Raw genomic sequence first — 23704 nt, 5'->3', positions numbered from 1 at the left:
CCTCCCGAAACCACAGGAGAACACATGTCAGATCTGCAGATTCCCGAACCAGTCGCCGGCTTCATCGACACCGTCAACGCTCACGATGACCAGGGCTTCATCGACGCATTCACCTCTGACGGAGTCGTGGATGACTGGGGCCGTGAGTTCCAGGGCCGAGAGGCCATCAGGGCGTGGAGCGACAAGGAATTCATCGGCGCAACCGGTGTCCTCACACCCGAAGAGGTCACCGTCGACGGAAATAGCGTGACCGTCATCGGCGACTGGCGCTCCACGCATGCTAACGGCCGCTCATCATTCGCTTTCGTCACCGACGGCGACAAACTGAGCCGGATGACGATCCGCGAAGGCTGAGGCCCAGCGAGCGCTGACACCCCAGCGAAAGGGCCGTCGGATGCCGGCCATCTTCGGATGTCGGCCATCCGACGGCCCTTTCGCTGCGGCCCCTGTGGCACAATATTGGCGTCGCGCCTGCGCGGCACGGCGGTGGGGCTCGCCGTTCGCTTTCGCGGCACCATCACCGAGGTGGCCCGCCAGGCTACACGGCGGTTGCCACATTCCCGTCTGCCTGTGCGCATTGGGGAGCACTGTCACCGCCGGCTGCCCGGGGAAGTCCATTCACAACGGCACCGTATTCGACTGCGATTCGGCGAACAACCTCAGCGGCGGAATGGAGCTCCGTCACCAAACCTGCTGTCTGACCCGCTTCGACCTTCCCAGTCTCGACCTCACCGTCTTTTGCCGACTGCCGAAGCACGGTGGACGCGAACACTTCCCGTCGGTCGTCCACCGACGCACCTGCAGTCTCAAGATCAAGCATCCGTTCGGTGAATTGATTGCGCAGGGTGCGAATCGGATTGAGCCCACGTCCGACGAGAACAGCGTCCTCGACTTTCGCGCTGAGAACCCTGTCCTTGTACGCCGGGTGCGCGTTCGCCTCTGGGGTAGCGATGAACCGAGTGCCGAATTGTGCTCCGGCGGCTCCCAACGACAGCGCAGCCGCGAGCGAGTAACCATCGGTGAATCCGCCGGACGCTACGACCGGGATCTCAGGGAATTCTCGCGCGATCAGACGGGTGAGCACGAGACTAGTCACTCCGTGCTCGGGCGGATGGCCGCCTGCCTCCGCACCGACGACGACCAAACCATCGACTCCGGCCCCGACGGCCTTGGCCGCGTGAGTGAGGCTCGTGACGACGTGAAGCCAAACAGTCCCAACATCGTGGAGAGCGCCGAGGTACTTTTTCGGCCCGCCTTGCGAGGCGATAATCACTGGCGGCGCTTGGTCGATGAGGTGAGCCATCACCTCATCGACTCCTTTGCGGTAGAGGGGCATGTTGACAGCCCATGGTCGGTCCGTGCCGGCCCGCATGCGCGTGAGGCACTCATCGAGGTCGGGCAGCCGCATAGGACCGCCAGCGACAACTCCCAAACCACCGGCTTCGGACACTGCCAGGGGGAGTTCGGCACAGGAGCTCACCCAGGACATTCCTGCCTGGACGATGGGCAGGTCCATACCGACGAGACGGGTCAGGGGTGTGTCGATGCGCATCTCAGATCGCCGCCATCTCATCGAGATACTTCTGTGCTTGTCGACCCAAACCCCCGCGTTGGACCTTCGAACTGGCCGTCATGCCCAGTTCCTCGAAGTCCTCCATGAATCGGACGTACTTGGGTACTTTGAATCCAGCCACACGTTCGCGCAACCATGCTACTAATGCCGCTTCTTCCAACGAATGTCCCTGGGACAGGGAGATGAATGCGAACGGCACTTCGATGAGGCGCGGGTCCGGCACTCCCACCACCACAGCTTGCCGTACTGCAGGATGATGAAGCAGTTCCTCTTCGATCTCAACAGGCGAAACGTTTTCACCGCCCACGCGGAACATCTCCTTGAGCCGACCGACGAAAGTCAGTCGCCCGTCCTCGTCCAAGACGCCAAGATCCCCCGTGCGCAGCCACCCATCAGAAGTGCAGGCGTTGCGTGTGGCTTGAGGATTGTTCAGATACCCGCTCATGACGTTCCAACCGCGCACCTGAATCTCTCCCTTACACCCGGTCGGCGCCTGCTCGGTGGCAGCATCGTCCCAGATCCGCACCTCAACTCCAGGCTGCGGAAGCATCGCCGAGGCAAGCCGCACGTGCTCGGGCTCCCACCACGCTGACTGAGCGACGTTCGGTGAGGCCTCCGACTGACCGTACCCAGCGACAACCTCGCTGGCACCGAGTTCTTCGGCCACTCGTTTGAGCACCGCGGCAGAAGCCGCGACCCAAGCGCCCCGCAAGACAAGATTTCGTCGCGGACGATCCGGGTGGTCGAGGAGCATGAGCGCGATTGTGTCGTTGCCGGAGAAGTGAGTACACCGCTCCCGTTCGAGAATACCGAGCGCGGGACCTGCAGAGAACCGTTCCATAGTCACCAACGTCGCCATCGACTGTGCACTGCTGAGCACGGAAAGCGTGCTGCCTGCAACATGGAAGAAAGGGCGGACTGAATGGAACCTGTCGCCGGCCCGCAGTCCCATTCTCACGGCCGAGAAGTGCGCGTCGGCGCACATTCCCCTGTGAGTCAGAAGGACTCCCTTCGGACGAGAGGTAGTCCCCGACGTGTACTGGATAAGTGAGATACTCGTCGGGCTGACGACAGCGGCATCATCGCCAGCGATTCCGTCCGCTCCATCGGTTGCGTCACCTTCCACGACCACATCCTCTGGGCGACTGCCGACAGAGGTGTCGGAGAACTCGGACCAGCGAGTCCAACCCGCTTCGATCTCTGTCGCGGAGTAATCTTCGAGGACGACAATTGACGCCAAGTAGGGCAATTCGGGGTGCGGCAGCTCTGAATTCGGTCCTGGTCCGATGGTGCGAATCGTGGAGAGGAAATCGTTCGAGAGCACGCGTGGAGCAGTGATGAGGAATGACGCCTGCGAGTCATTGAGCACATATGCCAGATCGCTTGAACGGTACCGCGTGTTGACCGCAACGACCACCGCACCGATGCCCGTAATCGCGTAGAACAGCTCCACCCAGCGCGGACCGTTGCCAACGCACAGCGCCACATGGTCTCCTGCACGAACACCCATTCGACGCAATACCTCAGCGGCGGAATCAGCTCTGCGCTTGAGCTCTGCATAGGTGACACGGTCATCGCCGCAGACGACGGCTTCGAGGTCCGGGACAGTGGCCGCTGCTCGAGCAAGCACTGCGGAGGTAGTCAGAGGACAGGCGTCTACCGGCACCTCGGTGCGGTCGAAGGGATCGGTGTCAAACGTATCCGGGACGTCATTCAGAGCAGTCACTTACGCACCTCCGTGGTGGTTGTGTCATTACGGGTTGCAAAGTCTGCGAGGCCCTTCTTCCACTCGCCCTGGGCGAGATTCGTCTCGATCGCGCGCAGTTCGATATCGAGGCCTTGGTCAAGGCTGACTTCGCTTCCCGCATCAATGGCATTCTTCGTCAGCTGCACTGCGGAGGTCGGCGCTTCCGCAATCGTCTTTGCCGTTTGCAGCACGAAGTCCCACCCGTCCTCGCAGTTGATCACCTTTTGCACAAGCCCCAGGTCGACAGCATCGGCGGCATCCAGGACCGAATTGGTGAAGAGAAGTTCCTTGGCCTTTCGGACCCCGACCACGCGTTGCAGTCGCTGAGTGGCGCCGATCGTGCCCCAGTGAACTTCGGGGTACCGGAAGCTGACGTCATCCTGCGCGTAGGCGAAGTCGCAGGAAAGTGCGATCTCGCCTCCAGAACCGACAACGGCTCCCTGCAGATAGGCGATGACCGGAACACGGCAGCGCACGATTGCACGGTATGCCGCAAACGAGGCAAGCCGCCGTTGTCGAATCCATGCAGAATCCTTTTCCTGTCGTTCTTTGAGGTCGGCACCGGCGCAGAACGTGGGCCCGTTAGCACCGATCACCACAACACCCGGCAGTTCGGCGTCGATGGCCCCGAAGGTATCGATGAGGTCAAGGCAGAGTTCGAGGTTGACGGCGTTCCGGGCCTCAGGGCGGTTGAGCATGACAATGAGGACGTCGCCGAGGCGTTCGGTCGTCAGCGTGTTCCGCGGGCTCGGCGCCGGTCCAGCAACGGCTGCCGTGTTCGTCGTCAGCGACTGGCTCATGCCTGCCCCTCCGCTCCGGCAGTTTCGGCTGCGCCACCCGCGTGCATGGCCCCGACAGGCTTGAAGGCTCCCAACACTTCCTCGTTATCGGCTCCCAGGAGTGGAGGAGCAGAGATCGTCGGGTCCTCATATCCGTGGAATTTCACTGGGGTGCGCAGCGCACTGAACCTGCCGACTGTGGGATGCTCGAAGGTACCGACCATTCCGCGTTCCTGTGTCTGTCGTGCGTTCAGGGCCTCTTTGACCGAGCGAACTTCGCCCGCCGGGATGCCAATCTCGGTGAGTGCGGCAACCAGCTCGTCTCGGATCCACGAGGAGATGGCTTCGGACAGCGCCTGAGTCACTTCCTCACGACGGTTGACTCGGCCGGCGTTCTCAGCCAGTTCCGCGTCTCGCGCAAGCTCGTCGAGACCGAGAACGTTGCAAAGAAGCGGCCAGTGTTGGTCGCTGCCGCTGATCTGCACCCACCCATCTCGGCATTCGAATGCTGCAGAGGGCACCCGACCGAGGTGCGCGGTACCGGTCCGCGCGGGATCTTCGTCGAGAGCGAACGTCCGAGCGGCAGCGAGCGCGAGCAGGCTAGTCTGGACGTCCATCATCGCAACATCGATGAAGGTGCCGATTCCGTGAGTGCCACGCCCGACAAGCCCGGTGAGGATCGCGATCGCTACCCACAGTCCACTTGTCATGTCGGCCACTGGAATGCCTGCCTTCGACGGCCCTGACTCGGGCTCGCCTGTCAGGTGCATAACTCCCGACAGAGCTTGGAACACTGTGTCGTAGCCTTTTCGGTTGCGTTCAGGACCCGTCTGACCGAAGCCGCTGGCGGCGACGTAGATGAGTCGTTCATTGAGTTCATGCAGACGTTCCCAGCCAAGTTCGTAGCGATCCATGGTGCCTGGGACAAAGTTCTCGACGACGACGTCGACCTCAGTGATAAGGCGTTCGACGATGTGTCGGTCGTCATCGCTTTTGAGATCTAACGTGACGGACTTCTTGCCGCGATTGAAAGCGAAGAAGTAGGCGCTCTGGTCTCCGACTCTCGGTTCGAAAGATCGAGTCTCGTCGCCCTTCCCAGGACGCTCGACCTTGATCACTTCGGCGCCCATGTCAGAAAGGATCTGAGTGGCCATCGGCGCGGCCAGGACGCGTGAGAAGTCGAGAATGCGGATTCCATCCAGCGGTTTGGTCATTTCAGCTCCTGAACGATCGCATAAGCGCATTGAGGTCCTGCCCTGCATCCATCGCCGCTGCCGTCGGAAGATCGGCAACCCGGTAGTACAGAGATTTGATGGCGCTTAACGCCCTAGACGAACGTCCGGCCCAACTGGTCGCAATCTCCTGTGCACGAGCGACCTCGGCGCCGGTCTCAACGACCTCGTTTGCCAGCCCGAGTTCTGACATCTCATTCGCGCCGAGCATACGACCAGTCGAGATCAACTCGAACCCGAGCTTGCGCCCCAGGTGCCGCTGCAGACCTGTCATCACGAGCGCAGGAACAATGTCATGCTTGATCTCGGGGTACCCGAACGACACGTCATCGGAGACGACGATCATGTCGCATGCCAGAGCAAGTCCAGCGCCTCCGCCCACCGCATGGCCCTTCACCGCAGCGACCACAGGCACCGAGAGGCTGGTCGGTAGCGACTGCAGCTCAGCGGTGAGCGCCGCTCGGGCAACCACGCGTTCGGCGTGATCAGGGGTGAGTTCCGTGAACTCACTCAGGTCAGCACCTGCGCAGAAGCCGCGCCCAGCTCCGGCGAGGACAACTGCCCGTATCTCAGGGTCACTATCGCAGTCGAGCAGGGCATCTCGGAGGGCTGTTGTCAGTTCTGTGGTGAGCGCGTTGCGCTTGTCCGGGCGGTTGAGAGTTATGGTCCTGACTCCTCCCTCAGAGTCCGTGACGATGAGTGTGTCACTGGTCATACTGCGTCAGCCTTTCTCAGGATTGAGTTCGACAGCCCAGCTTTGGACGTCTTACTTAGGAGCGTGCGGCCGAGCACGCTTTCACATTCGGCAGCGGCCTCCATCAGTGCGTCGAGGTCAAGACCCGTATCCACCCCGAGCGAGTCGAAGAGATTGACCGTGTCTTCGGTAGCCACATTGCCCGTCGACCCGGAACCGTAGTTGATCTTGTTCGGGTGCCCCCCGACACCGCCCATTGCGGAGTCGAAGCTACGGCAGCCTCCTTCATAGGCAGCCACAACATTCGCGATGCCGAGGCCACGCGTATCGTGGAAGTGAGCGACGACGGTAAGTTCAGGGAAAGCTGGGACCAGCTCCGCGAAGAGACTCTTGGCACCTGCCGGGTCCGCCAAACCGGTCGTATCCCCGATGGTCACATAGGCGGCACCCAGGTCACGGAAGCGAGCCACATCATCGATGACTCTCTGCGGGTCGACCGTTCCTTCAAATGGGCAACCGAAGGCAACCGAGACAACGCCTACCAGTGTGAAATTCCCTGCGGCAAGTTCAGCCATCTGCTCGACTTTCTGCCATTGTTCTGCTCGAGTCGCACGGAGATTGACCTGCGAATGCGAGTCGCTGGCAGAGGTGAGCAGGCTGATTTCCTCGGCTCCGTACCCGGACGCGGCGTCAGCCACAGCGCGCTGGACGGCCTTCTGATTTGGGCACGTGGCTTTGAAGGCGACACCTTCGCTCCGCGGCAGCGCTTTCAGCAGGTCACTGGCGTCGGTAAATGCTGGCACTTGCTTCGGGTGGCTGTAACTGGTGGCTTCAATGCGCCGGAATCCGGCAGCAGTGAAAGATTTGAGCACGGCAAGCTTCTTTGATGTCGGCACGAAAGCACTTTCGTGCTGCAGACCATCTCGGGCGAAGCACTCGTTGATGCTCACTCTGTCGTTCATTCTGGTGATTCTCCTTTGTCGTTGCTGCAGACTATCGCATAACTGTTGACTTAATCAACAGTTGGCAATTCGGACTCACCGTTCTCCATCGCCTGATGCCACGCTCCCCGACACAGCCTCATCACCACAGCCATTTTGACCAACAGTCGGCTCGCCCTCAGCATTCAATTCCGTCGCCTGCCTGGTATCAGCCTCCCGCAGCGACTTCGCCGGAATACCGATCAGCACAACGAAGACTCCACACAGAATGATGAGCCCACTGGCCATTAGGCCCACGGATATGTCGCCGGTGATTGCCTGGATTGCAGCCAGCATCGCCGGAGCCACAGCCGCCATGACCGATCCAGCAGCCGTGACAAAGGCAATGCCGGTAGCAGCGGTCCTCGGCGACAGATAGATCGAGGGGATCGAATAGAAGACCGTAAGACCTGAATAATGCGCGCATGCCATCACAGTGAGCAGGACAACCACAAGCGGCGGCGTATCAAGAGTGAACGCGAGGATGAACATCGTTGCAATGCCCGTCAACCACGGCACAGCCGTATGCCAGCGGCGCTCGCGAGTTCTGTCCGAATGGCGCCCCACGAGGAGCATCACGATGATTCCGCCGATCGGCGGGATGGCCGAGAGCAGGCCCAACGAAAGCGGATCATCAATACCGGAGCGATGGATGATGCGCGGCGTCCAGAAGGAGACCGCGTTGGCGAACGTATACGCTGCACAGGCGCCAAGACCAAGGATCCACACCCTTGGGTCGCGCAGCGCTACGCGCAGTCCACCGTGCGATTCGCGCCCCGTGCCCTTCGTCGCTGAGTCATCAGCAAGATCCCGCTCAATAACAGCCTTTTCCGCGCCACTCAGCCACTTAGCTTGCGACGGCCTATCGCAGAGCACCAGCCAAGCGATTCCCGCGAGAATGAGCGGAGGGATGCCCTCGATAACGAACAGCCACTGCCAGTCAGCCAGACCCGCAACACCACCGAAAGCGCTCATGATCCATCCGGACATCGCGGACCCCACGGCACCCGAGATCGGAATAGCCATAAAGAAGATCGCAGTCATCCCGGTTCGCCGACTAGAGGGGAACCAGTATGAGAGAAAGAGCAGACACCCCGGAAAGAAGCCCGCCTCAGCAACCCCGAGGAGGAACCGTGCGATATAGAAGGTCACCGGTCCAGTGATGAACATCGTGGCAATGGTGACCAAACCCCAAAGCATCATGATGCGCACAATGGTCTTTCGTGCACCGATACGGGACATGAGCGCGTTCGACGGAATCTCGAAGATGATAAATCCAACGAAAAAGCAACTCACCCCTAATGCATAGACCGCCTCACTGAACCCCAGGTCACGCTCCAGTCCGATCTGGGCGATGCCGATGTTCGTCCTGTCGATAAAGCTGATGAAATAGCAGATGACCAGAAGCGGCATTAGCCGCAAAGCCACCTTTCGGTAGATGCGCTTTTTCTCTGTCAGCGACACCTCTGTCGCAGCGTCAATCGCCATGGACAAGCCCCCAATGCCTTGATTCCAACTAAGTGGTTCAAGTCTCACCATCAGTGTTGAGTTTGTCAACACTAAAATCAACACAAAGAAGCTCGTCTCCGAAACTCTGACTAGGTCACCTCACCCTGGGGTCTCGTGCTCATGGTGCTCGAGGACGATTGCGACGTCGGCAAGCTTGTTGAGAGCTCGGTCCAGAACCTCACGTTCCTCAGGCTCCAAGATCGCAAGCACCGTCTGATCTCGCTCATTTGCGGCTGCAATAATCTGCTCGAATAGCGATTGCCCGCTATCTGTAAGAGTGAGCTGACTCGACCGGCGAGGCCCCAGCGACTTGGAGACTAGGCCGCGATCCACAAGTCCCGAAATCACGCGACTCATCTGCGCTTTGTCGAGCGCAGCCAAACGAGCCAACTTGTTCACAGTCATCGGCTGCGTCTGACCGAGCAGGGCCAAGGTCCGCCACTCGGGAAGACTAACGTCGAACTCCCGTCGGAATCGAGGCCCCGCGCTGGCTGATAGCAGGTTAGCCAGACGCCGCACTCGGAACGAGAGAAGCTCGGTTATTTGCAGCGGCTGAGTGCTCGCGCCACCTTCTACATGCGGGGCGTCGTCCATAAAGGCATCCAATCTTCTTGTGCGCCAGCGGGCATAGAAACGTCAGTACTCTATCGTTCCATGACCTAGCGTGCTTCCGGATGCCGCGAAACCATGTCAGGTGCAGTGCCACCACTTTTGCCAACCTCGATCAGGCGCACCCGCCTGCACTCCCACTCTGTGGCACAATGAAGACGTCGCGCCTGTCGCGGCACGGCGGTGGGGCTCGCCGTACCCAACCTCGGCGCAGGACTCGTGATGGTGTTCAAGAGTCCGCAGTCGACAACAGTCCCTACCTCGACCGGCTTCAGCATGCCCGAAAGGTAGGAGAGACCATGACCGCCAGCCCCGCTCCGAAATACGACGGGCCGCCACGCGCCCGCATCGTCCTCGGCGTCGTCCCCGATCAGCCCACCGAGGTGATCGCCGCCGCTGCGGACTACGCCGCCCATTTCGACGCCGAGCTCGTCTGTGCCCGTGTCGACGACTCCCGCTACACCGTTGAGACTCGTCCCGACGGCTCCGCGCTCTCGATGCCCATCGATCCGGACACCACCGACGAGGCGGCCACCGAGTTCGACCCAGAACTCCAGAACCGCATCGCTGCCGCTCTGGAAGGCACGAATGTCGCCTGGTCGACCCGAGCACTGGCCGGGTCACCGACACAGGAACTCGACAGACTCGCCGAGGCGCTCGATGCCCGCATGATCATCCTCGGCGTCCGTCGCGCAGGTGTTCGCGGCTCATTGCATGAGTTCTTCAACGGCTCGGTCGCGATCCAACTGTCCAGGCTCCAGCATCGCCCCCTCGTCGTCGTTCCGCTGGCGACAGGCACCGGCGGCATGGACGACCCCGAAGCTCCTGCGACGTCGCCGCCCCCGGGCGCTTTCCCCACTGCTGAGCCTCAAACCGGCGAGGGCGAGCAGTGACCCGGCCGGTCCACCTGCGCCCGTCCTATCTGGGGCTCGCATTCCTCGGCGGCGCGCTCGGAACCGCGGCACGTGAGGCGATCAGCCTGAGCCTGCCGCCCCTCGGCGATGTGCCGTGGGCGATCTTCACGGTGAACATCCTCGGGGCGTTCCTGCTCGGCCTGCTGTTGGATTTCCTGGCGCGCAGCGGTCCAGATGAAGGGTGGCGTCGCCGAGCGCGGATGTTGGTCGGCACCGGTTTCATGGGCGGTTTCACCACGTACAGCGCGCTGACCGCGGATACCGCTGGCCTCCTCGGCGCGGATCCGGGCGGTGCGAGCAGCCCCGGCATCGGTCTTGCCTACGCGGTGGGCACGGTACTCATCGGCGGTCTCGCCACGTTCGCCGGCATCGCCACGGCGACGACGCTGCGTCGAGGCGCCGGTGAGGTCGACGAGGGGACCGACGATCTGCCGATCGAACCCGATGTCCGGGACGAGGACGCCGCGGATGCCGGTCCCGGTGTCTCTACGGACCGTCACCCGGGAAGTGCCCGATGACCCCGCTGGTCTTCATCGCCCTTGCCTCCGCCGGCGGACTCGGCGCCTCATCACGAATGCTGATCGACGGACTCATCAAGTCCCGCGTGAGCACGGCCCTGCCGTGGGGAACGATCATCATCAATGTCTCGGGATCGCTCGTGCTCGGACTGCTGACCGGACTGGCCGGGGCGAATCTGCTGCCGGAAGCCTGGCACCTGGTGCTCGGCACAGGATTCCTCGGCGGCTATACGACGTTTTCGACGGCGAGCTTCGAAACAGTTCGACTTCTCCAGGAACGTCGCTGGGCGGCGGGCCTGGTCAACGGGTTCGGCACCCTCGTCCTCGCCACGACGTCTGCTGCGATCGGAATGTGGCTCGGCGGCCTGGCTTAGATACGACCGACCGTTCCGGGCTCGGCCGCATCTCCACACGCCCACCCTCGGCGCGGCGCTGTCCACGCAGATGCCGAACGGCCCAGTTGAAGTCGAACAGCACACATTTGAACATGTGCCGTGCGACTTCAACTGGACCGTCAGCGTGTGAGCGCCGAGCCGCTCCAGCGAATTGAGCTCAGCTCACCGATAGGCGCGGTGGTACTGAGCCGGGCGATAGTCGATGTCGAAGCGCAGTGCGTCGGCGGCGCGCAGCGCGAAATTCGGGTCGCGCAGGTACTCACGGCCCACGAGGATCGCATCGGCCTGGCCAGTGGCCAGAATGTGCTCGCCCTGGAACGGTTCGCTGATGAGGCCGACGGCCGCGGTCGGCAGTCCCGATCCCTGACGCACGCCGGCGGCCAAGGTCGTCTGATAGCCGGGGCCGACGGGAATCGACGCCATCACATTGCCGCCGGAGGAGACGTCGATGAGGTCGACGCCGTGCTCCTTGAGCCGTCCGGCGACCTGGACGGTGTCGTCGAGTGTGAGCCCGCCGTCGGTCCAATCCGTCGCGGACAGGCGCACGAACACGGGAACGTCCTCGCCCACCTCGGCGCGGGTGGCATCGACGATCTCGAGCAGCAGTCGGGCCCGGTTCTCCAAGGTTCCGCCGTAGGAGTCGGTGCGCGAATTGCTCAGGGGCGACAGGAACTCATGGAGGAGGTATCCGTGTGCAGCGTGGATCTCGACGAAGTCGAACCCTGCCTCGATCGCCCGGCAAGCCGAGGACCGGAAGGCCTCGACCACCTCGGCGATCTCTGCCTCAGTCAACGCACGCGGTTCGGCGAGTCCGTCGAAGGCCAGTTCGGATGGAGCCACGGTCTGCCAACCGCCTTCGTCGACGGGCAGGCTGCCGTCGTGGTCAGTTCCCCATTCCGGATAGGTCGAGGCCTTGCGACCGGCGTGGGCGAGCTGGATGCCCGCAGCGGTGCCCTGCGAGTGGAGGAAGTCGACGACGGGGACGAAGGCGTCGCGCTGTTCGTCGTTCCACAGTCCCAGATCCTTGGCCGAGATGCGTGCCTCCGGAGTGACCCCAGTGGCTTCGACGATGACGGCGCCGGCTCCTCCTCTGGCCATGGCGCCGTAGTGGACGGTGTGCCAAGGAGCGGGGACCCCGTCAAGAGTCTCGACGGAGTACTGGCACATGGGCGGAACCCAGATCCGATTGCGGAAGGTCAGGCCGCGCAGTGTGAGCGGTTCGAACAGCAGATGAGACATGGCACCTCGTGATCTCGTCGAAAGTAGTCGATTGGAAGTATGAGATTCTTCGTACTTCGAGTTCGCACTTTACTACGATGAATTTCGTACTACCAAATGTTTCGTACAATAGAGGGGCACGACATCAGACCGACACGATGGCGAGAAGGGAGGCTCCTTATGCGCACACTTGACCACCCCAGCAAGGACGAGATGAGACTCGACACCGTGCTGGCCGCACTCGCCGACCCGGTTCGCCGCACCGTCGCCTGCAAGCTCAACGACGCATTCGGCGATCACGCGTGCGCGACCTTCGAGCTGCCGGTGTCGAAGTCCACGGCGACCTACCACTTCCGCACTCTGCGCGAAGCGGGAGTGATCCGCCAGGAGTACGAGGGCACGAAGATCATGAACACCCTGCGCAAGGATGACCTCGACGCCCGCTTCCCTGGCCTCCTCGACGCCGTGTTCGCCGCCCAGGACATCGAGAAACCGACGTCATAGCTCCGTCCTCGCTCAAGCCCGCCCATCCCCCAGACGAGACAACGCCCACATCGCTGTGAGCCGGCTGGACCGACGAGGCGGGGCTCAGCTCCTGACCGTCTGCCCCTCCTGCCGGGCCCTGGCCCGACCGCGAGCAAGATCGACCAGTCCGATGATTCCGGCGAAGACGATGACGAGCGCAATGAACCCGAAGCCCGCAACGATGGCGGCGCCGTAGCCGGCCAGAGGCTGGACGACGAAGAACACAGCAGTGACGATCGCGATGCCGATGGCCGTGCCCACCCGCTGCCCGGTCTGCATAACGCCGCCGGAGCTGCCCGCATACTCGACGGGCACTTCAGCCAGAGTGAGCGTCTGATTCGGGCTGATCGCCATGCCCTGCCCGAGGCCGGTGACCCCGAGCGTGAGGAGCAGCCACCAGATGCTGATCCCCCAGGCCTCATGTGCCAGCACGAGGAGCGCCGAGGCGACGACCCCGGTCAGACCGATTGCGACCCCGAGGACGACCATCTTCCGACCGAAGGTGAGCACGACACGGCCGGCCGCCTGTGCGGCGATGGCCGAGAGCAGCGCCGAGGGCAGACCGACGAGGCCTGCGTGGAGGGCAGGGAATCCGAGACCGTTCTGCAAATAGAGCGCCACGATGACCCAGATGCCGGGCATACCGACGAAATACATGGACGTCAGCGACGCCCCGTAGGCGAAGCTGCGTGTCCGGAACAGCTGCATGTCGACCATCGGTGATCCGCCTCGGCGAGAGTATCGGTTCTCCCATCGCGCCCACAGCCAGACGACGGCGACGCCGACCGGGACGAGGGCATAGATCCAAGCACCTGCGCTGCGCTCGAGGAAGGGCAGCATGACCAGCAGAGTGCCCACGCCGAGCAGAACGAGCCCGACCGGATCGAAGTCGGCCCGACTTCTGCCGTTCGAGTCGGACTCGGTGCCGGACTCGGAATCGGTGTCGGACTCGGTGCCGGTGCCGACCCAGGCGCTCTGCGGCAGCCAGAGCCGGCCGAGGATGATCGCGGCCAGGGCGATCGGCACGTTGATGAGGAACGCCGAACGCCACCCCCACTCGTCGCCGAGAACAGCGATGAGTCCACCGCCGAGGACAGGGCCGATGCCTACGGAGACGCCGACGATCGTGCCGAACATCCCGAAGGCGCGACCGCGCACCTGGCCGTGGAAGTACTGCTGGAGCATCCCCACGCCCTGAGGGCTGAGCAGGCCGGAGCCGAGGCCCATGACGACACGGGCGATGTTGAGCACGAGCGGGTCCGGGGACAGTCCTGAGATGAGGGAACCGAGAGCGAAGACGCCGACGCCGATGACGAAGAGCCGACCACGGCCGAAGAGGTCGCCGGCTCGACCGGCGGCCACGAGGAGCACGCCGAATGCGAGCGTATAGCCCGAGAGCACCCACTGGATCGCCGAGTTCGAGGCGCCGATCGAGCGTTGCATGTCGGGGAGGATGACGTTGACGATCGACACGCTCAGCAGCGACATGAACATCGGTACGAGCATCACCGCCAGGATCTTGCGCTGCTCTGCCGTCATGACCGTCTCGGAAACATTACCCATTCATATAGTTCTACGCCGCCCTGCCGACAAGCACAATCGGCCTCCGTGGTGCGTTTGCTCACGCACCACGAAGGCCGATGTGTCCGAAAAAGCTGCGGCGGGGCTACTCCCCGCGGCCGATGGCTTCCACAGCCTTCGGGTCGGACGAGTGCAGGAATTCTTCGATGCGTGCGGCTTCCTCGCCTTCGCCGATCGCTCCGGCGGCACGGCCGAGCGCGTAGAGCGCGCGGAGGAATCCGCGGTTGACCTCGTGCGAATACGGGATCGGCCCCGCGCCGCGCCAACCGGCGGCGCGCAGGGCATCGAGTCCGCGGTGGTAGCCGACGCGGGCGTAGGCATAGGCGTCGACGAGGCGGCCTTCCCGGTGCGCTTCATCGGCGAGTTCTGCCCACGCCAGGGACGAGGCCGGCAGTGCGGTCGCTACATCGATGGGCTCTTCACCTGCGTCGATGCGCTTGCGAGCATCGACGTCCGGGTGGTCGTCGGGCAGATAGGTCGGCTGCGGGCCGAGTTGGCTGGCATCCAGATTGCCGATGTGTGACGGGTTGCCGATGGGCTGGGTCATTGCGTCTCCTTCGTAGTCGGGGTCATTGTCAACATCATTTCGCCGAGGCGGCTGTCCGCCCCCAGCAGCACGTTCGGTTCGGGGCCGCAGTCAGTTCTTCTTCACTTCGGACGGCAGCACCTTGTACGGGTTCTCACTCAGTGCTCCCGTGACCCCGGCGTCGGCGAGCTTCTCGAGCTGCTTCTTGTCTTTGACATCGGTCGCCCAGACGGCCAGGTCCGTTTCGGCCCAGGTCGACGCATCATCGGCACGAACCGCCGTTGCCGTGTACCCGCTGGAGTCGAGGGCCTCAGCCGAGCTCACCGTGTAGTCCCCGATGAACATGGCGCCGACTCCGGCATCGGCGGCGGCACGGGCCACCTCGGGGTCATCGGTGCGCACGAGCGTCGAATCCTCGAGCCCCGCCTCGGTGATGGTCTTCAACGCCGGGGTGGCCACCTCGGCGGAGTCGATGGCGGGCATGAACACGGTGTCCCCGCCGAACTCGTCGACGATCTGATCCCAAGTGATGGGATCGCCGGGACTCGTGTCCTTGCGGGCCGGTTTGATGGTCTGGTCGAGGAATTCTGCGGAGTCGAGCTCGTCGAGGCCCTTCTTCAGGCCCATGTCCTCGGCTGCGGTCTCCGGGTTCGCGGCCACGATCGTGCCGTCGCCCAGCGCGGTGAGTGTGGGCGCGGGCAGGTAGCCGAACTTCACGTTCTCGGTGAAGGCGAGCTTCGAGTTCGCCGGGTACACCGAGGATCCGCCGTCGAGGGCGCCCACGGCCGGTGGGTTGAGCGAATCGACGGTCAGCTGGTCGTCGGAGCCGAAGATGTTCATCGCGAACACTCCCGCGACGAGGAGGACGACGATGGCGCCGGCCCACAGGGGTGCGTTGAATTTCTTCGGCTCGGGACGGTCGGGCACGGGAATCCGTTCGCGGGATTCGGGATCGACGCTCGGCAGCGGATCGTTGGTGCCGCGACCGTAGCGGTCCCGGTGGGCCCGATTCGGCTTCTTCTTGCTCATCGGCTGCTGTCCTTCGTCGTTCCGGCTCCGGTGACGAGTCCACGGAGGAACCCGGCACCCCAGCACAGGTGCATGGTCGGCAGGACGATGCCGAACCAGAATCGCTCGCGTCGTCCGCAGTCCTTCGCCGCCGATGCGGTGGCCACGATTCCGGCGATGTAGCCGAAGCTGGGCACGTGGATCAGCGAGGTGAAGCGGCGGAGGAACTTCGGCCACCGCTTCGTCGATCCGGACAGTTGGAGCAGGGTTTCGACCACGGCTGCGCTCATGCCGAGCACAAGCAGCGGCGGGGCGAAGTAGCGGATGGAGTTCTGCGATCCGTAGCGGCGGATAAGTTCGGCGCGCCAGATTCCGGTGGCCCAGAACTGCTGCGCGATCTTCGACCAGGTGCCGCGCGGCCAGTACGTGACTTCCATGTCGGGGTTGAACCAGATGCGGCCGCCGGCGGTGCGGATACGCAGGTTGAGTTCCCAGTCCTGACCGCGTTTGATGCCTTCGTCGAACCCGCCGAGGTGGTCGAACACTTCCCGACGATAGACGCCGAGGTAGGCCGATTCGGCTTCCTGCGCCTCGTCGCCGGAGTGGTAGGCGGGACCGCCGAGACCGACCGGGGACATGTAGGCTCTCGCCACGGCTTTCTGGAAGGAGGTCTTGCCGCGGGCGAGCATGAGTCCGCCGCAGTTCGCGGCCTTCGTCTCGCGCAGAGTGTCGATGGCCTGTCTGGTGTAGTCGGCGCCGAGCCCGGAGTGTGCGTCGACGCGGATGATCACCGGGTGCCGGGTCGCGGCGATGGCGAGGTTGAGCCCGATCGGGGTCGCGGCCTGCGGATTGTCGACCGTCTGGATCCGCGAATCACGCGCAGCCATCGATTCGATGATGGCGTTCGTCTCATCGGTCGAGGGGCCGAGGGCAAGGACGATCTCCTTGTCTCCGTCATACTCCTGCGCGAGGATCGTCGTGATCGCCTGTTCGATGTGCTCGGCCTCGTTGAGGACCGGCATGATGAAGGAGACACCGGGCTTCTCGGCCAGCGGCGGAAGGCCCTCCGGGGTCAGGATCTCAAGTACTGTCGACACGCCCTCAATCTTCCCACACCCGCGAATGCTCGGTCTTGAGGGGGCATACAGGTGGGCTTTGTCGAGCTGAGACTCCCCCGCCGCATTCGACCGCACACCCCGACTTCAGGTCACCATCGGACACCAGCACTCGAATCTAGGTCAACATCGGATATTTCTGTTCGCAGAAAGTGTCCGATAGCGACCTAGATTCTGACCGGAACCGAGCGCGACTCGTTCGATCGGAAGGTCGTGCTCTGCGGCGAATTCCACCCAGTGCGAGGTCGGCTTCTCGGCGAACGTGCGCTCGAGTACGGCCTCCTCGGTGCCGATGTGCGCGGCCAGCGCGCTCGCGAAATGAGGTTCGAGGCAGGCGACGGCGATGTGCCCATCGGACGTCGGATAGGTCCGGTAGAACGGGGATCCCCCGCCGAGGTGGCCCCCGGGTGAGCTCAGACCGTGCCGTGCCGGCCCTGCCGCCCATGCGGCAGCATCATCGAGGACGACCCGCTTGACGATGCCGCCGACGGCACCCTGCTGCTCCTTCTGGCGCAGACCGGCGAGCGCCTCGAGGGCGGCGTGTTCTCCGCCGAGGACGTCGGCAATGGGCACGGTCGGCATCGCGCCGGGTACGAGCGTGGAATGTGCTGCCTGATAGGTGAGGTCGTGACCGGGCACATCGGCACGGTCTCCGGCGAAGCCGACGATCTCGACGTGGACGAGCCCGTGCTGTTCGACGAGCTCGGGCAGACCGAGCGCGACCGCGGCTCGCGGCCGCATCGCCGTCAGCAGCACCTGAGCCTCGGCGGCGAGGGCGTCGAGCTCTGCCCTGCCGGCGGGATCCTTGAGGTCGAGCCTGCGGATGTCCTGACCGACGGTCAGTTCTCGGTAGTACTCGGGCACAGCTGAATCGAGAGGGTCGCCCGTGAGCGGTTCGATCTTGATGACCTCGACCCCCAGGGCACTCAATCGGGCGGCAGCCAAGGGGCCAGGGAGGTTCACGGCGAGACTGATCACCGTGACTCCGGCAAGTGGTGGCTGGTCGGGCACCGTGTCTCCTCGTATTCGGCCATGGAATCGGCTCACAGCATGACTGCTGCACATCATCGTCTTTCACCGAATGTATTGGAAACTGAAAGAGTGTTCAATAAGCGGCGCCCGAATATCGCTGGACCGTCGAGGCCCCCACGCTCTCACCAGCGCGGATAGCACATCCGCCGTCTGCCGGGTTGTGTCGTGCCGCACATTCCCGTACATTCACAACATAGGACATCATACGTCTTACGTATTGGTTCTATAAGTCAGATGGGACTTCCGCTCGCACTCACGCCCGCGCCGGTCCCCTACGTTCGTTCATCCACGTGAGGAGGGAGCATGGACGCTCCGGGACTCGGCGGCCTCAACTGGGCCGTGATCATCATCTACCTCTTGGCCACCCTCGGCATCGGAGTCTGGTTCACCAGGCGAGCCAGTGGCGGAACAGAGGAGTTCTTCAAGGCCAGCGGGCGGATCCCGGCCTGGGCGGCGGGCTTCTCCATCTACGCGACGACGCTGTCGGCGATCACGTATATGTCCACGCCCGAGCAGGCCTTCCTCACCGACTGGTCCTATGCGGCCGGCAATATCGCGATCTTCGCAATCGTCCCGCTGCTCGTGCTCTTCTACATCCCGTTCTTCCGCAAGCTCGACGTCACCACGGCGTATGAGTACCTCGAGGAGCGCTTCGGCCCGAGCATCCGCGTGCTCGGCTCGGTCCTCTTCGTCCTCTTCCACATCGGTCGCGTCGCCATCGTCATCTACCTGCCGACGTTGGCCATCAGCTCGGTCACGGACATCAATCCGGCGCTCGTCGCCGGAGCCGTCGGCGTGCTCTCGGTCGTCTACACCTTCCTCGGCGGCATCGAGGGCGTCATCTGGTCCGACGTCGTCCAGGGCATCATCCTCCTCGTGGGTGCTGCGGTCATCCTCGTCTTCGGCGTCATGGCCATCGACGGAGGTCTCGGCACGGTCGCCGCCGACGCCGCAGCCGATGACAAGTTCATCTCCGCCGACAACTGGAAGTTCGGCGGGGCCGCGGCGGCCATCCCGATCGTCTTCCTCGGTTCGGTCTTCAACAATCTGCACCAGTACACGGCCAGCCAGGACGTCGTCCAGCGCTACCAGACCACGGATTCTCCGAAGTCGACGGCCCGTTCGCTCATCGTCAACGGCTTCCTCGCCCTGCTGACGATCCCGCTGTTCTATGGCATCGGCACCGTGCTCTACAGCTTCTACCAGCACTCGGAGGCTCTGCCGGAAGGCTTCAACACCTCGGCGCTCGTGCCTTACTTCGCGGTCACCGCGCTGCCGGCCGGTGTCTCGGGTCTGCTCATCGCCGCAATCTTCGCCGCCGCACAGTCGACGATCTCCTCGAGCCTCAACTCGATCTCGGCCTGCGTGACCGTCGACATCCGCGACCGCTTCTTCCCGCCCAAGGACGGCAGGCCCCGCACCGGAGTCGGCTTCTCCCGCGCCGTCATCGTCATCGTCGGTGCCCTGTCCGTCGGGGTCGCGCTCTACCTCTCGGCGACCGATCAGGCCCAGACCTGGGACCTCTTCCTCTCGATCACCGGACTCTTCGGCGTCCCATTGGCCGGCGTCTTCGCCCTCGGCATCTTCACGAAGCGGGCGAACTCCTCGGGAGTGCTCACCGGCCTCCTGCTCGGTGCCGCACTGGCCTGGATCGTCCAGGAGCAGGCCGGACTCACACCGTTCGCTGTCTCCACCGTCGCGTTCATCGGCGCCATGCTCTTCGGCTACCTCATCTCCCTGCTCACCGGAGCGATGCAGAGCGGCCGCGGCGACCACGATGTGCTGCCGCTGACGATCTATGGAAAGCGCTCGGCCTACACTCGCCGAGTCCCCACCGAACCAGCCCGGGAGCCTGCCGCATCCGTGGCCCCCTCCCCCGCAATCTCCGCCGACTCTGCCCCGACGAACGGATCGGCTCCGGCCGACTCCGGGGCCGCCTCGGCGAACAATGACAAGCACGACAAGTAAGGACACGACCATGACTGACTTCCACGGAATCATCCCGCCGCTGCTGACCCCGCGCACCTCCGACGGTGAGATCGACCGCGCCGGGCTGGCCGCCCTCGTCGACCACCTCGTCGCCGGCGGTGTGCACGGAATCTTCGTCCTCGGGTCCTCCGGCGAGGTCCCGTACCTGACGAACGCCGAGCGTGACCTCGTCCTCTCCACCGCGATCGAGGCCGCCGCCGGCCGGGTGCCTGTCCTCGTGGGCATCAGCGAGCAGACGACGACCCGGGTCCTCGAAGAGGCCGACCGCCTGCTGGCCATCGGCGGTGACGCAGCCGTCGTGACCACGCCGTTCTATGCGCTGTCCGACGCCGCCGAGGTGGAGCGCCACTTCCGCACCGTCGCCGCCCATATCAGCGTGCCCCTGTTCGCCTATGACGTGCCGGTGCGCACGCATATGAAGATGCCGCTCGACGTCGTCGTCCGCCTCGCCGAGGATGGTGTCATCGCCGGAGTCAAGGACTCCTCCGGCGACGATGTCGGCTTCCGTCGTCTGCTGCTCGCGACGAAGCACCTGCCGGACTTCGCCGTCTTCACCGGCCACGAGGTGGTCACCGACGGTGCGATGCTCGGCGGCGCGGCGGGCATCGTGCCCGGGCTCGGCAACGTCGACCCCGCCGGATATGTGCGCATCTATGATGCCGCGAAGGCCGGGGACTGGCAGGCAGCGGCCGCCGAGCAGGATCGTGTGGCGGCGCTGTTCGATATCACCGGAGCCGCGACCCCGGGACGCGTGTCCGCAGGTGCGGCAGGCCTCGGCGGGTTCAAGACCGCCCTGCAGCTCTTGGGCATCATCGGCTCTAACCGGATGGCCGAACCGATGGAGGTGCTCAACGCCGATGAGACCGAGCACGTCCGCGAGATCGTCGCCGCCGCAGGACTGCTGTGACGCTGCCCGCCACCGTCGCCGTCGATGTCGGAGGCACGAAGATCCGTGCCGGTTCCGTCATCGACGGCGAACTTGCGCACGTGCGCAGCGTGCCGACGCCCGCGATCGCAGGTGCCCGGGCGGTTCTCGACACCATCGCCGAGGTAGCCGCCGCCGTCATCGCAGAGACGTCGGGTTCGCGTGGCGCCGAGTCCGGCGGCCGTAGCAGTGCCGGATCCGGCGGTCTCGCCGGGGGCGGGGACGGCTCGGGTTCCGACTTCGTGTGGCGGATCGGCATCGGCGCGGCCGGGGTCATCGACCCTGTGACGGGGACTGTGGTCTCGGCGACGGATTCCCTGCCCGGGTGGACCGGAACGGACCTGGTCGCTGAACTCACCGCGCGCACCGGCCTTCCCGTGCGCGTCGTCAACGATGTGCACGCCCATGCCCTCGGCGAGGCGGCCGTCGGAGCCTCCAACGACACTCGGAGTTCGCTGCTTGTCGCGGCGGGCACCGGCATCGGCAGCGGGTTCATCACCGATGGCCACCTGCTCACTGGCAGGAATTCTGCCGCCGGTCACATCGGGCATGTGCCCGTCGCGGCTGCGGCCGGGCTGGACTGCCCGTGCGGCGGAACCGGCCACGTCGAGGCCATTGCTTCGGGTCCGGCTATTCTCGCGACCTACCGGCGCTTGGTCCGTGGATCCGCCGATCCCGACCTCGTGCAATCGGAACGTGCAGCACAAGGGCAGACCCACGAATCGGCGCCGGCGACACCGTCCGACTCCCCCACCCCGACTCCCGCTTCTGCGAATGCGCCGGTCCCAACGAACACCCGAGAATTGGCGGCGGCCGCCTCGGCGGGGGAAGAACTGGCGCTTCGCGCCTTCGACATAGGGGCGCGTGCCCTCGGATCGGCACTCGGCGGGATCGTCAACGTCCTCTCCCCCGAGGTCGTCGTCATCGGCGGCGGGCTCGCCGAAATGGACGACGCCTGGTGGGGGCCGCTCCACGAGGCTTTCACCGCAGAACTCATTCCCGCTGCCTCCGGAGCCCCGCTGGTGAAGGCAGAATTAGGGCAGGATGCCGCGCTCATCGGCGCTGCCGGCCTCTGGAATGACGAGCCCGGCCAGAAGCACTGAGACGCTTCCCTCCCGTGACACCAACACACTGACGAACGCGCCGAACGGCGAGAAGAACCGCCAGAAGAAGGAGACTCACTGATGCTGTCGAAGACCGAGATCCTCGAGGCGCTGCGGGGACGGCTCATCGTCTCCGCTCAGGCCTATCCGGGCGAGCCGATGCGCGACCCCAGAACGATGGCGCAGGTGGCGGCCTCGGCGGTCAGCGGAGGAGCTGCGGCCGTGCGAGTGCAGGGACTCGGCGACATTCAGGCAACTCGCTCGGCCGTCGAAGTCCCGATCATCGGGCTGTGGAAGGACGGCAAGGACGGAGTTGTCATCACGCCGACCTTCCAACACGCGTCTGCAGTGGCTCTGGCCGGATCCCACATCGTCGCCCTCGACGGGACGCGACGTGGACGGCCTGACGGACTGAGCCTGGCCGAGACGGTCGAACGCCTCCACGAACAGACGAACGCCCTGGTCATGGCCGATTGCGGCAGCCTTGACGATGCGAAAGCGGCGGCAGATGCCGGGGCCGACATCATCGGAACTACCCTGGCTGGCTACACCGGCGAACGTGCGAGAACCGAGGGTCCCGACCTCGAACTCATCAGCGCGATCCGAGCGGCCGAGCTGCCTGCGCTGCTCGTCGCCGAGGGCCGCATCCACACCCCGTTGCATGCCGCCGCCGCGCGTGAAGCCGGCGCCGAATCCGTGGTCGTGGGCACCGCGATCACGCATCCCGCAACGATCACCTCGTGGTTCACCGAAGCCGTCGAGGGCTGAGTTCGCGAGTCAGCAGCCCAAGCTGCGTTCGCAGGTAGGCGGCCCGGGCTGAGTCCGCCAGCTACCGGCCCGGGCCGAAATCGTTCAGAGGCTCTGCCACTCAGGCTTGTTCTCGTAAGCGTGGCGGTAATAGTCGCCGAGCTGCAGCCGCGACGCCGCCGCATCATCGAGCATGACCGTGACATGCGGGTGCATCTGGAGCACGGTCGCGGGCCACATCGCCGAGATCGGTCCCTCGACCATCTGATGCACGGCCTCGGCCTTGTTGCCGCCAGTCGCGACGAGCACGAGATGCTTCGCCTCCATGATCGTGCCAAGCCCCTGGGTCAGGCACAGCTTCGGCACCTGCTCGACGTCGCCGTCGAAGAACCGCGCATTGTCGAGCCGCGTCTGGTGCGTCAGGGATTTCACCCGTGTCCGCGAGGCCAGGGATGATCCGGGTTCGTTGAACGCGATGTGACCGTCGCTGCCGATCCCGAGGATCTGCAGGTCGATCCCGCCCGCTTCGGCGATCTTCCGTTCATAGTCCGCCGAGGCGGCCGCCAAGTCGTCGGCGGATCCCTCGGGACCATGGACAGCCCCCTCGGCGAAATCGACGCGAGTGGCGATCTCGGCGTCGATGACGTTGCGATAGCGCTGCGGATGGTCGTCGGCGATGCCGACGTATTCGTCGAGCATGAACGCCTGCGCGTGGGCGAAGGACAGACCCTCGTTCTTGTGGCGCGTGGTCAGCTCGTCGTAGATGCGCAGCGGGCTCGAGCCGGTCGCCAGCCCGATGACCGGTGCAGCCTCGGTGCGCAGCAGCTCCTCGATCGCGTCGGCGGCGAGCTCCGCCAACGTGTATTCGTCGGCGATGACGACTTCCATGTGGTCTCCTTCGGCGTTCTGCGATCTGAGTTCGGCGTATTGCGGCCTGTATTCGGCGTCGTGCGGGTGCGTTTGGCGTCCCGGGGTCTTCGTTCGG

Annotated in this window: 24 protein-coding genes; 9 read left to right on the top strand and 15 right to left on the bottom strand. The window is 64.2% G+C overall.

From position 1 onward, the window contains the following. Positions 1-24: 24 nt before the first annotated feature. Entirely contained in the window at positions 25-354 is a 330-nt protein-coding gene (locus D3I60_RS15020; protein WP_262777142.1) for a nuclear transport factor 2 family protein, read from the top strand. A 184-nt stretch (positions 355-538) separates the two neighbouring features. Here the strand turns inward: D3I60_RS15020 and D3I60_RS15015 are convergent, their stop codons facing one another. The 8 genes from D3I60_RS15015 to D3I60_RS14980 form a co-directional block, all read right to left on the bottom strand. Then, on the bottom strand, positions 539-1552 hold the full coding sequence (locus tag D3I60_RS15015; protein WP_262777140.1) for an NAD(P)H-dependent flavin oxidoreductase: 1014 nt from the start codon (positions 1550-1552) through the stop codon (positions 539-541). A gap of 1 nt (position 1553) precedes the next feature. Then, on the bottom strand, positions 1554-3299 hold the full coding sequence (locus tag D3I60_RS15010) for a class I adenylate-forming enzyme family protein (protein ID WP_262777138.1): 1746 nt from the start codon (positions 3297-3299) through the stop codon (positions 1554-1556). Next, a complete protein-coding gene (locus D3I60_RS15005) occupies positions 3296-4120 on the bottom strand; it encodes an enoyl-CoA hydratase/isomerase family protein (RefSeq protein ID WP_262777136.1) in 825 nt (274 codons plus the stop codon). Before D3I60_RS15005 ends, D3I60_RS15010 begins: the two co-directional genes overlap by 4 nt. Then, the gene (locus D3I60_RS15000) at positions 4117-5313 is read right to left on the bottom strand and encodes a CaiB/BaiF CoA transferase family protein (RefSeq protein ID WP_262777135.1); all 1197 of its coding nucleotides are present in this window, start codon (positions 5311-5313) and stop codon (positions 4117-4119) included. The genes D3I60_RS15005 and D3I60_RS15000 overlap by 4 nt, the downstream gene beginning before the upstream one ends. A gap of 1 nt (position 5314) precedes the next feature. After that, complete coding sequence (locus D3I60_RS14995; protein ID WP_262777133.1) at positions 5315-6046, bottom strand: enoyl-CoA hydratase/isomerase family protein; 732 nt, start codon at positions 6044-6046, stop codon at positions 5315-5317. Then, entirely contained in the window at positions 6043-6987 is a 945-nt protein-coding gene (locus D3I60_RS14990) for a hydroxymethylglutaryl-CoA lyase (protein ID WP_262777132.1), read from the bottom strand. Before D3I60_RS14990 ends, D3I60_RS14995 begins: the two co-directional genes overlap by 4 nt. Before the next feature lie 75 nt (positions 6988-7062). Continuing rightward, complete coding sequence (locus tag D3I60_RS14985) at positions 7063-8493, bottom strand: MFS transporter (RefSeq protein WP_262777130.1); 1431 nt, start codon at positions 8491-8493, stop codon at positions 7063-7065. Positions 8494-8613: 120 nt separating this feature from the next. Continuing rightward, a complete protein-coding gene (locus tag D3I60_RS14980) occupies positions 8614-9108 on the bottom strand; it encodes a MarR family winged helix-turn-helix transcriptional regulator (protein ID WP_262777129.1) in 495 nt (164 codons plus the stop codon). Positions 9109-9422: 314 nt separating this feature from the next. Between D3I60_RS14980 and D3I60_RS14975 the strand changes: the two genes are divergently transcribed. The 3 genes from D3I60_RS14975 to crcB are packed head-to-tail and all read left to right on the top strand — an operon-like array spanning position 9423 to position 10929. Next, positions 9423-10016, top strand: a complete 594-nt coding sequence (locus D3I60_RS14975) for a universal stress protein (RefSeq protein ID WP_262777127.1) — start codon at positions 9423-9425, stop codon at positions 10014-10016. Continuing rightward, complete coding sequence (locus tag D3I60_RS14970; RefSeq protein ID WP_262777125.1) at positions 10013-10555, top strand: fluoride efflux transporter FluC; 543 nt, start codon at positions 10013-10015, stop codon at positions 10553-10555. Before D3I60_RS14975 ends, D3I60_RS14970 begins: the two co-directional genes overlap by 4 nt. After that, positions 10552-10929, top strand: a complete 378-nt coding sequence (crcB, locus tag D3I60_RS14965) for a fluoride efflux transporter CrcB (protein ID WP_262777123.1) — start codon at positions 10552-10554, stop codon at positions 10927-10929. Before D3I60_RS14970 ends, crcB begins: the two co-directional genes overlap by 4 nt. A gap of 183 nt (positions 10930-11112) precedes the next feature. Here crcB and D3I60_RS14960 read toward each other — a convergent pair whose 3' ends face one another. Next, a complete protein-coding gene (locus D3I60_RS14960; RefSeq protein ID WP_262777121.1) occupies positions 11113-12189 on the bottom strand; it encodes an NADH:flavin oxidoreductase/NADH oxidase in 1077 nt (358 codons plus the stop codon). Positions 12190-12348: 159 nt separating this feature from the next. On the opposite strand from D3I60_RS14960, the gene D3I60_RS14955 reads away from it, so the two are divergent. Beyond that, entirely contained in the window at positions 12349-12672 is a 324-nt protein-coding gene (locus tag D3I60_RS14955; RefSeq protein ID WP_262777119.1) for an ArsR/SmtB family transcription factor, read from the top strand. A gap of 84 nt (positions 12673-12756) precedes the next feature. Here D3I60_RS14955 and D3I60_RS14950 read toward each other — a convergent pair whose 3' ends face one another. The 5 genes from D3I60_RS14950 to D3I60_RS14930 form a co-directional block, all read right to left on the bottom strand. Continuing rightward, entirely contained in the window at positions 12757-14256 is a 1500-nt protein-coding gene (locus tag D3I60_RS14950; protein ID WP_262777118.1) for an MFS transporter, read from the bottom strand. A gap of 103 nt (positions 14257-14359) precedes the next feature. Beyond that, complete coding sequence (locus D3I60_RS14945; protein ID WP_262777116.1) at positions 14360-14821, bottom strand: DUF3151 domain-containing protein; 462 nt, start codon at positions 14819-14821, stop codon at positions 14360-14362. 90 nt (positions 14822-14911) lie between these two features. Further along, positions 14912-15829, bottom strand: coding sequence for a hypothetical protein (locus D3I60_RS14940; protein WP_262777114.1), 918 nt, complete (start codon positions 15827-15829; stop codon positions 14912-14914). Further along, positions 15826-16905 (bottom strand): glycosyltransferase family 2 protein, encoded by a 1080-nt coding sequence (locus D3I60_RS14935; protein ID WP_262777113.1) that lies wholly within the window; start codon positions 16903-16905, stop codon positions 15826-15828. Before D3I60_RS14935 ends, D3I60_RS14940 begins: the two co-directional genes overlap by 4 nt. A gap of 141 nt (positions 16906-17046) precedes the next feature. Next, a complete protein-coding gene (locus tag D3I60_RS14930) occupies positions 17047-17934 on the bottom strand; it encodes a CoA transferase (RefSeq protein ID WP_262777111.1) in 888 nt (295 codons plus the stop codon). Between the two features lie 324 nt (positions 17935-18258). Here D3I60_RS14930 and D3I60_RS14925 point away from each other — a divergent pair, with 324 nt between their 5' ends. From D3I60_RS14925 to D3I60_RS14910, 4 genes are all read left to right on the top strand, one after another. Next, positions 18259-19923: a sodium:solute symporter gene (locus tag D3I60_RS14925; protein ID WP_262777109.1), complete on the top strand. Its 1665-nt coding sequence runs from the start codon at positions 18259-18261 to the stop codon at positions 19921-19923. Between the two features lie 10 nt (positions 19924-19933). Continuing rightward, a complete protein-coding gene (locus tag D3I60_RS14920) occupies positions 19934-20851 on the top strand; it encodes a dihydrodipicolinate synthase family protein (RefSeq protein WP_262777108.1) in 918 nt (305 codons plus the stop codon). Continuing rightward, on the top strand, positions 20848-21972 hold the full coding sequence (locus D3I60_RS14915; protein WP_262777106.1) for an ROK family protein: 1125 nt from the start codon (positions 20848-20850) through the stop codon (positions 21970-21972). The genes D3I60_RS14920 and D3I60_RS14915 overlap by 4 nt, the downstream gene beginning before the upstream one ends. 81 nt (positions 21973-22053) lie before the next feature. Beyond that, a complete protein-coding gene (locus tag D3I60_RS14910; protein ID WP_262777104.1) occupies positions 22054-22740 on the top strand; it encodes an N-acetylmannosamine-6-phosphate 2-epimerase in 687 nt (228 codons plus the stop codon). A gap of 84 nt (positions 22741-22824) precedes the next feature. Here D3I60_RS14910 and nagB read toward each other — a convergent pair whose 3' ends face one another. Beyond that, a complete protein-coding gene (gene nagB / locus D3I60_RS14905) occupies positions 22825-23607 on the bottom strand; it encodes a glucosamine-6-phosphate deaminase (protein WP_262777103.1) in 783 nt (260 codons plus the stop codon). Positions 23608-23704 lie beyond the last annotated feature (97 nt).

It is taken from the genome of Brevibacterium permense (assembly GCF_025506275.1).
GTDB classification, from domain to species: Bacteria; Actinomycetota; Actinomycetes; order Actinomycetales; family Brevibacteriaceae; genus Brevibacterium; species Brevibacterium permense_A.
Note: the sequence above shows the minus strand (reverse complement) of the source record. Positions and strands in the feature narration are given on the sequence as shown.

Excerpts from the sequence above, each read along its gene's own strand:
- D3I60_RS14910 (WP_262777104.1), top strand. The coding sequence starts at position 22,054 with ATGCTGTCGAAGACCGAGATCCTCGAGGCGCTGCGGGGACGGCTCATC.
- D3I60_RS14990 (WP_262777132.1), bottom strand. The coding sequence starts at position 6,987 with ATGAACGACAGAGTGAGCATCAACGAGTGCTTCGCCCGAGATGGTCTG.
- D3I60_RS15005 (WP_262777136.1), bottom strand. The coding sequence starts at position 4,120 with ATGAGCCAGTCGCTGACGACGAACACGGCAGCCGTTGCTGGACCGGCG.
- nagB (WP_262777103.1), bottom strand. The coding sequence starts at position 23,607 with ATGGAAGTCGTCATCGCCGACGAATACACGTTGGCGGAGCTCGCCGCC.
- D3I60_RS14920 (WP_262777108.1), top strand. The coding sequence starts at position 19,934 with ATGACTGACTTCCACGGAATCATCCCGCCGCTGCTGACCCCGCGCACC.
- D3I60_RS15020 (WP_262777142.1), top strand. The coding sequence starts at position 25 with ATGTCAGATCTGCAGATTCCCGAACCAGTCGCCGGCTTCATCGACACC.
- D3I60_RS15015 (WP_262777140.1), bottom strand. The coding sequence starts at position 1,552 with ATGCGCATCGACACACCCCTGACCCGTCTCGTCGGTATGGACCTGCCC.
- D3I60_RS14945 (WP_262777116.1), bottom strand. The coding sequence starts at position 14,821 with ATGACCCAGCCCATCGGCAACCCGTCACACATCGGCAATCTGGATGCC.
- D3I60_RS14980 (WP_262777129.1), bottom strand. The coding sequence starts at position 9,108 with ATGGACGACGCCCCGCATGTAGAAGGTGGCGCGAGCACTCAGCCGCTG.
- D3I60_RS14995 (WP_262777133.1), bottom strand. The coding sequence starts at position 6,046 with ATGACCAGTGACACACTCATCGTCACGGACTCTGAGGGAGGAGTCAGG.
- crcB (WP_262777123.1), top strand. The coding sequence starts at position 10,552 with ATGACCCCGCTGGTCTTCATCGCCCTTGCCTCCGCCGGCGGACTCGGC.
- D3I60_RS14925 (WP_262777109.1), top strand. The coding sequence starts at position 18,259 with ATGGACGCTCCGGGACTCGGCGGCCTCAACTGGGCCGTGATCATCATC.
- D3I60_RS14940 (WP_262777114.1), bottom strand. The coding sequence starts at position 15,829 with ATGAGCAAGAAGAAGCCGAATCGGGCCCACCGGGACCGCTACGGTCGC.
- D3I60_RS14960 (WP_262777121.1), bottom strand. The coding sequence starts at position 12,189 with ATGTCTCATCTGCTGTTCGAACCGCTCACACTGCGCGGCCTGACCTTC.
- D3I60_RS14975 (WP_262777127.1), top strand. The coding sequence starts at position 9,423 with ATGACCGCCAGCCCCGCTCCGAAATACGACGGGCCGCCACGCGCCCGC.
- D3I60_RS14985 (WP_262777130.1), bottom strand. The coding sequence starts at position 8,493 with ATGGCGATTGACGCTGCGACAGAGGTGTCGCTGACAGAGAAAAAGCGC.
- D3I60_RS14950 (WP_262777118.1), bottom strand. The coding sequence starts at position 14,256 with ATGGGTAATGTTTCCGAGACGGTCATGACGGCAGAGCAGCGCAAGATC.
- D3I60_RS15000 (WP_262777135.1), bottom strand. The coding sequence starts at position 5,313 with ATGACCAAACCGCTGGATGGAATCCGCATTCTCGACTTCTCACGCGTC.
- D3I60_RS14955 (WP_262777119.1), top strand. The coding sequence starts at position 12,349 with ATGCGCACACTTGACCACCCCAGCAAGGACGAGATGAGACTCGACACC.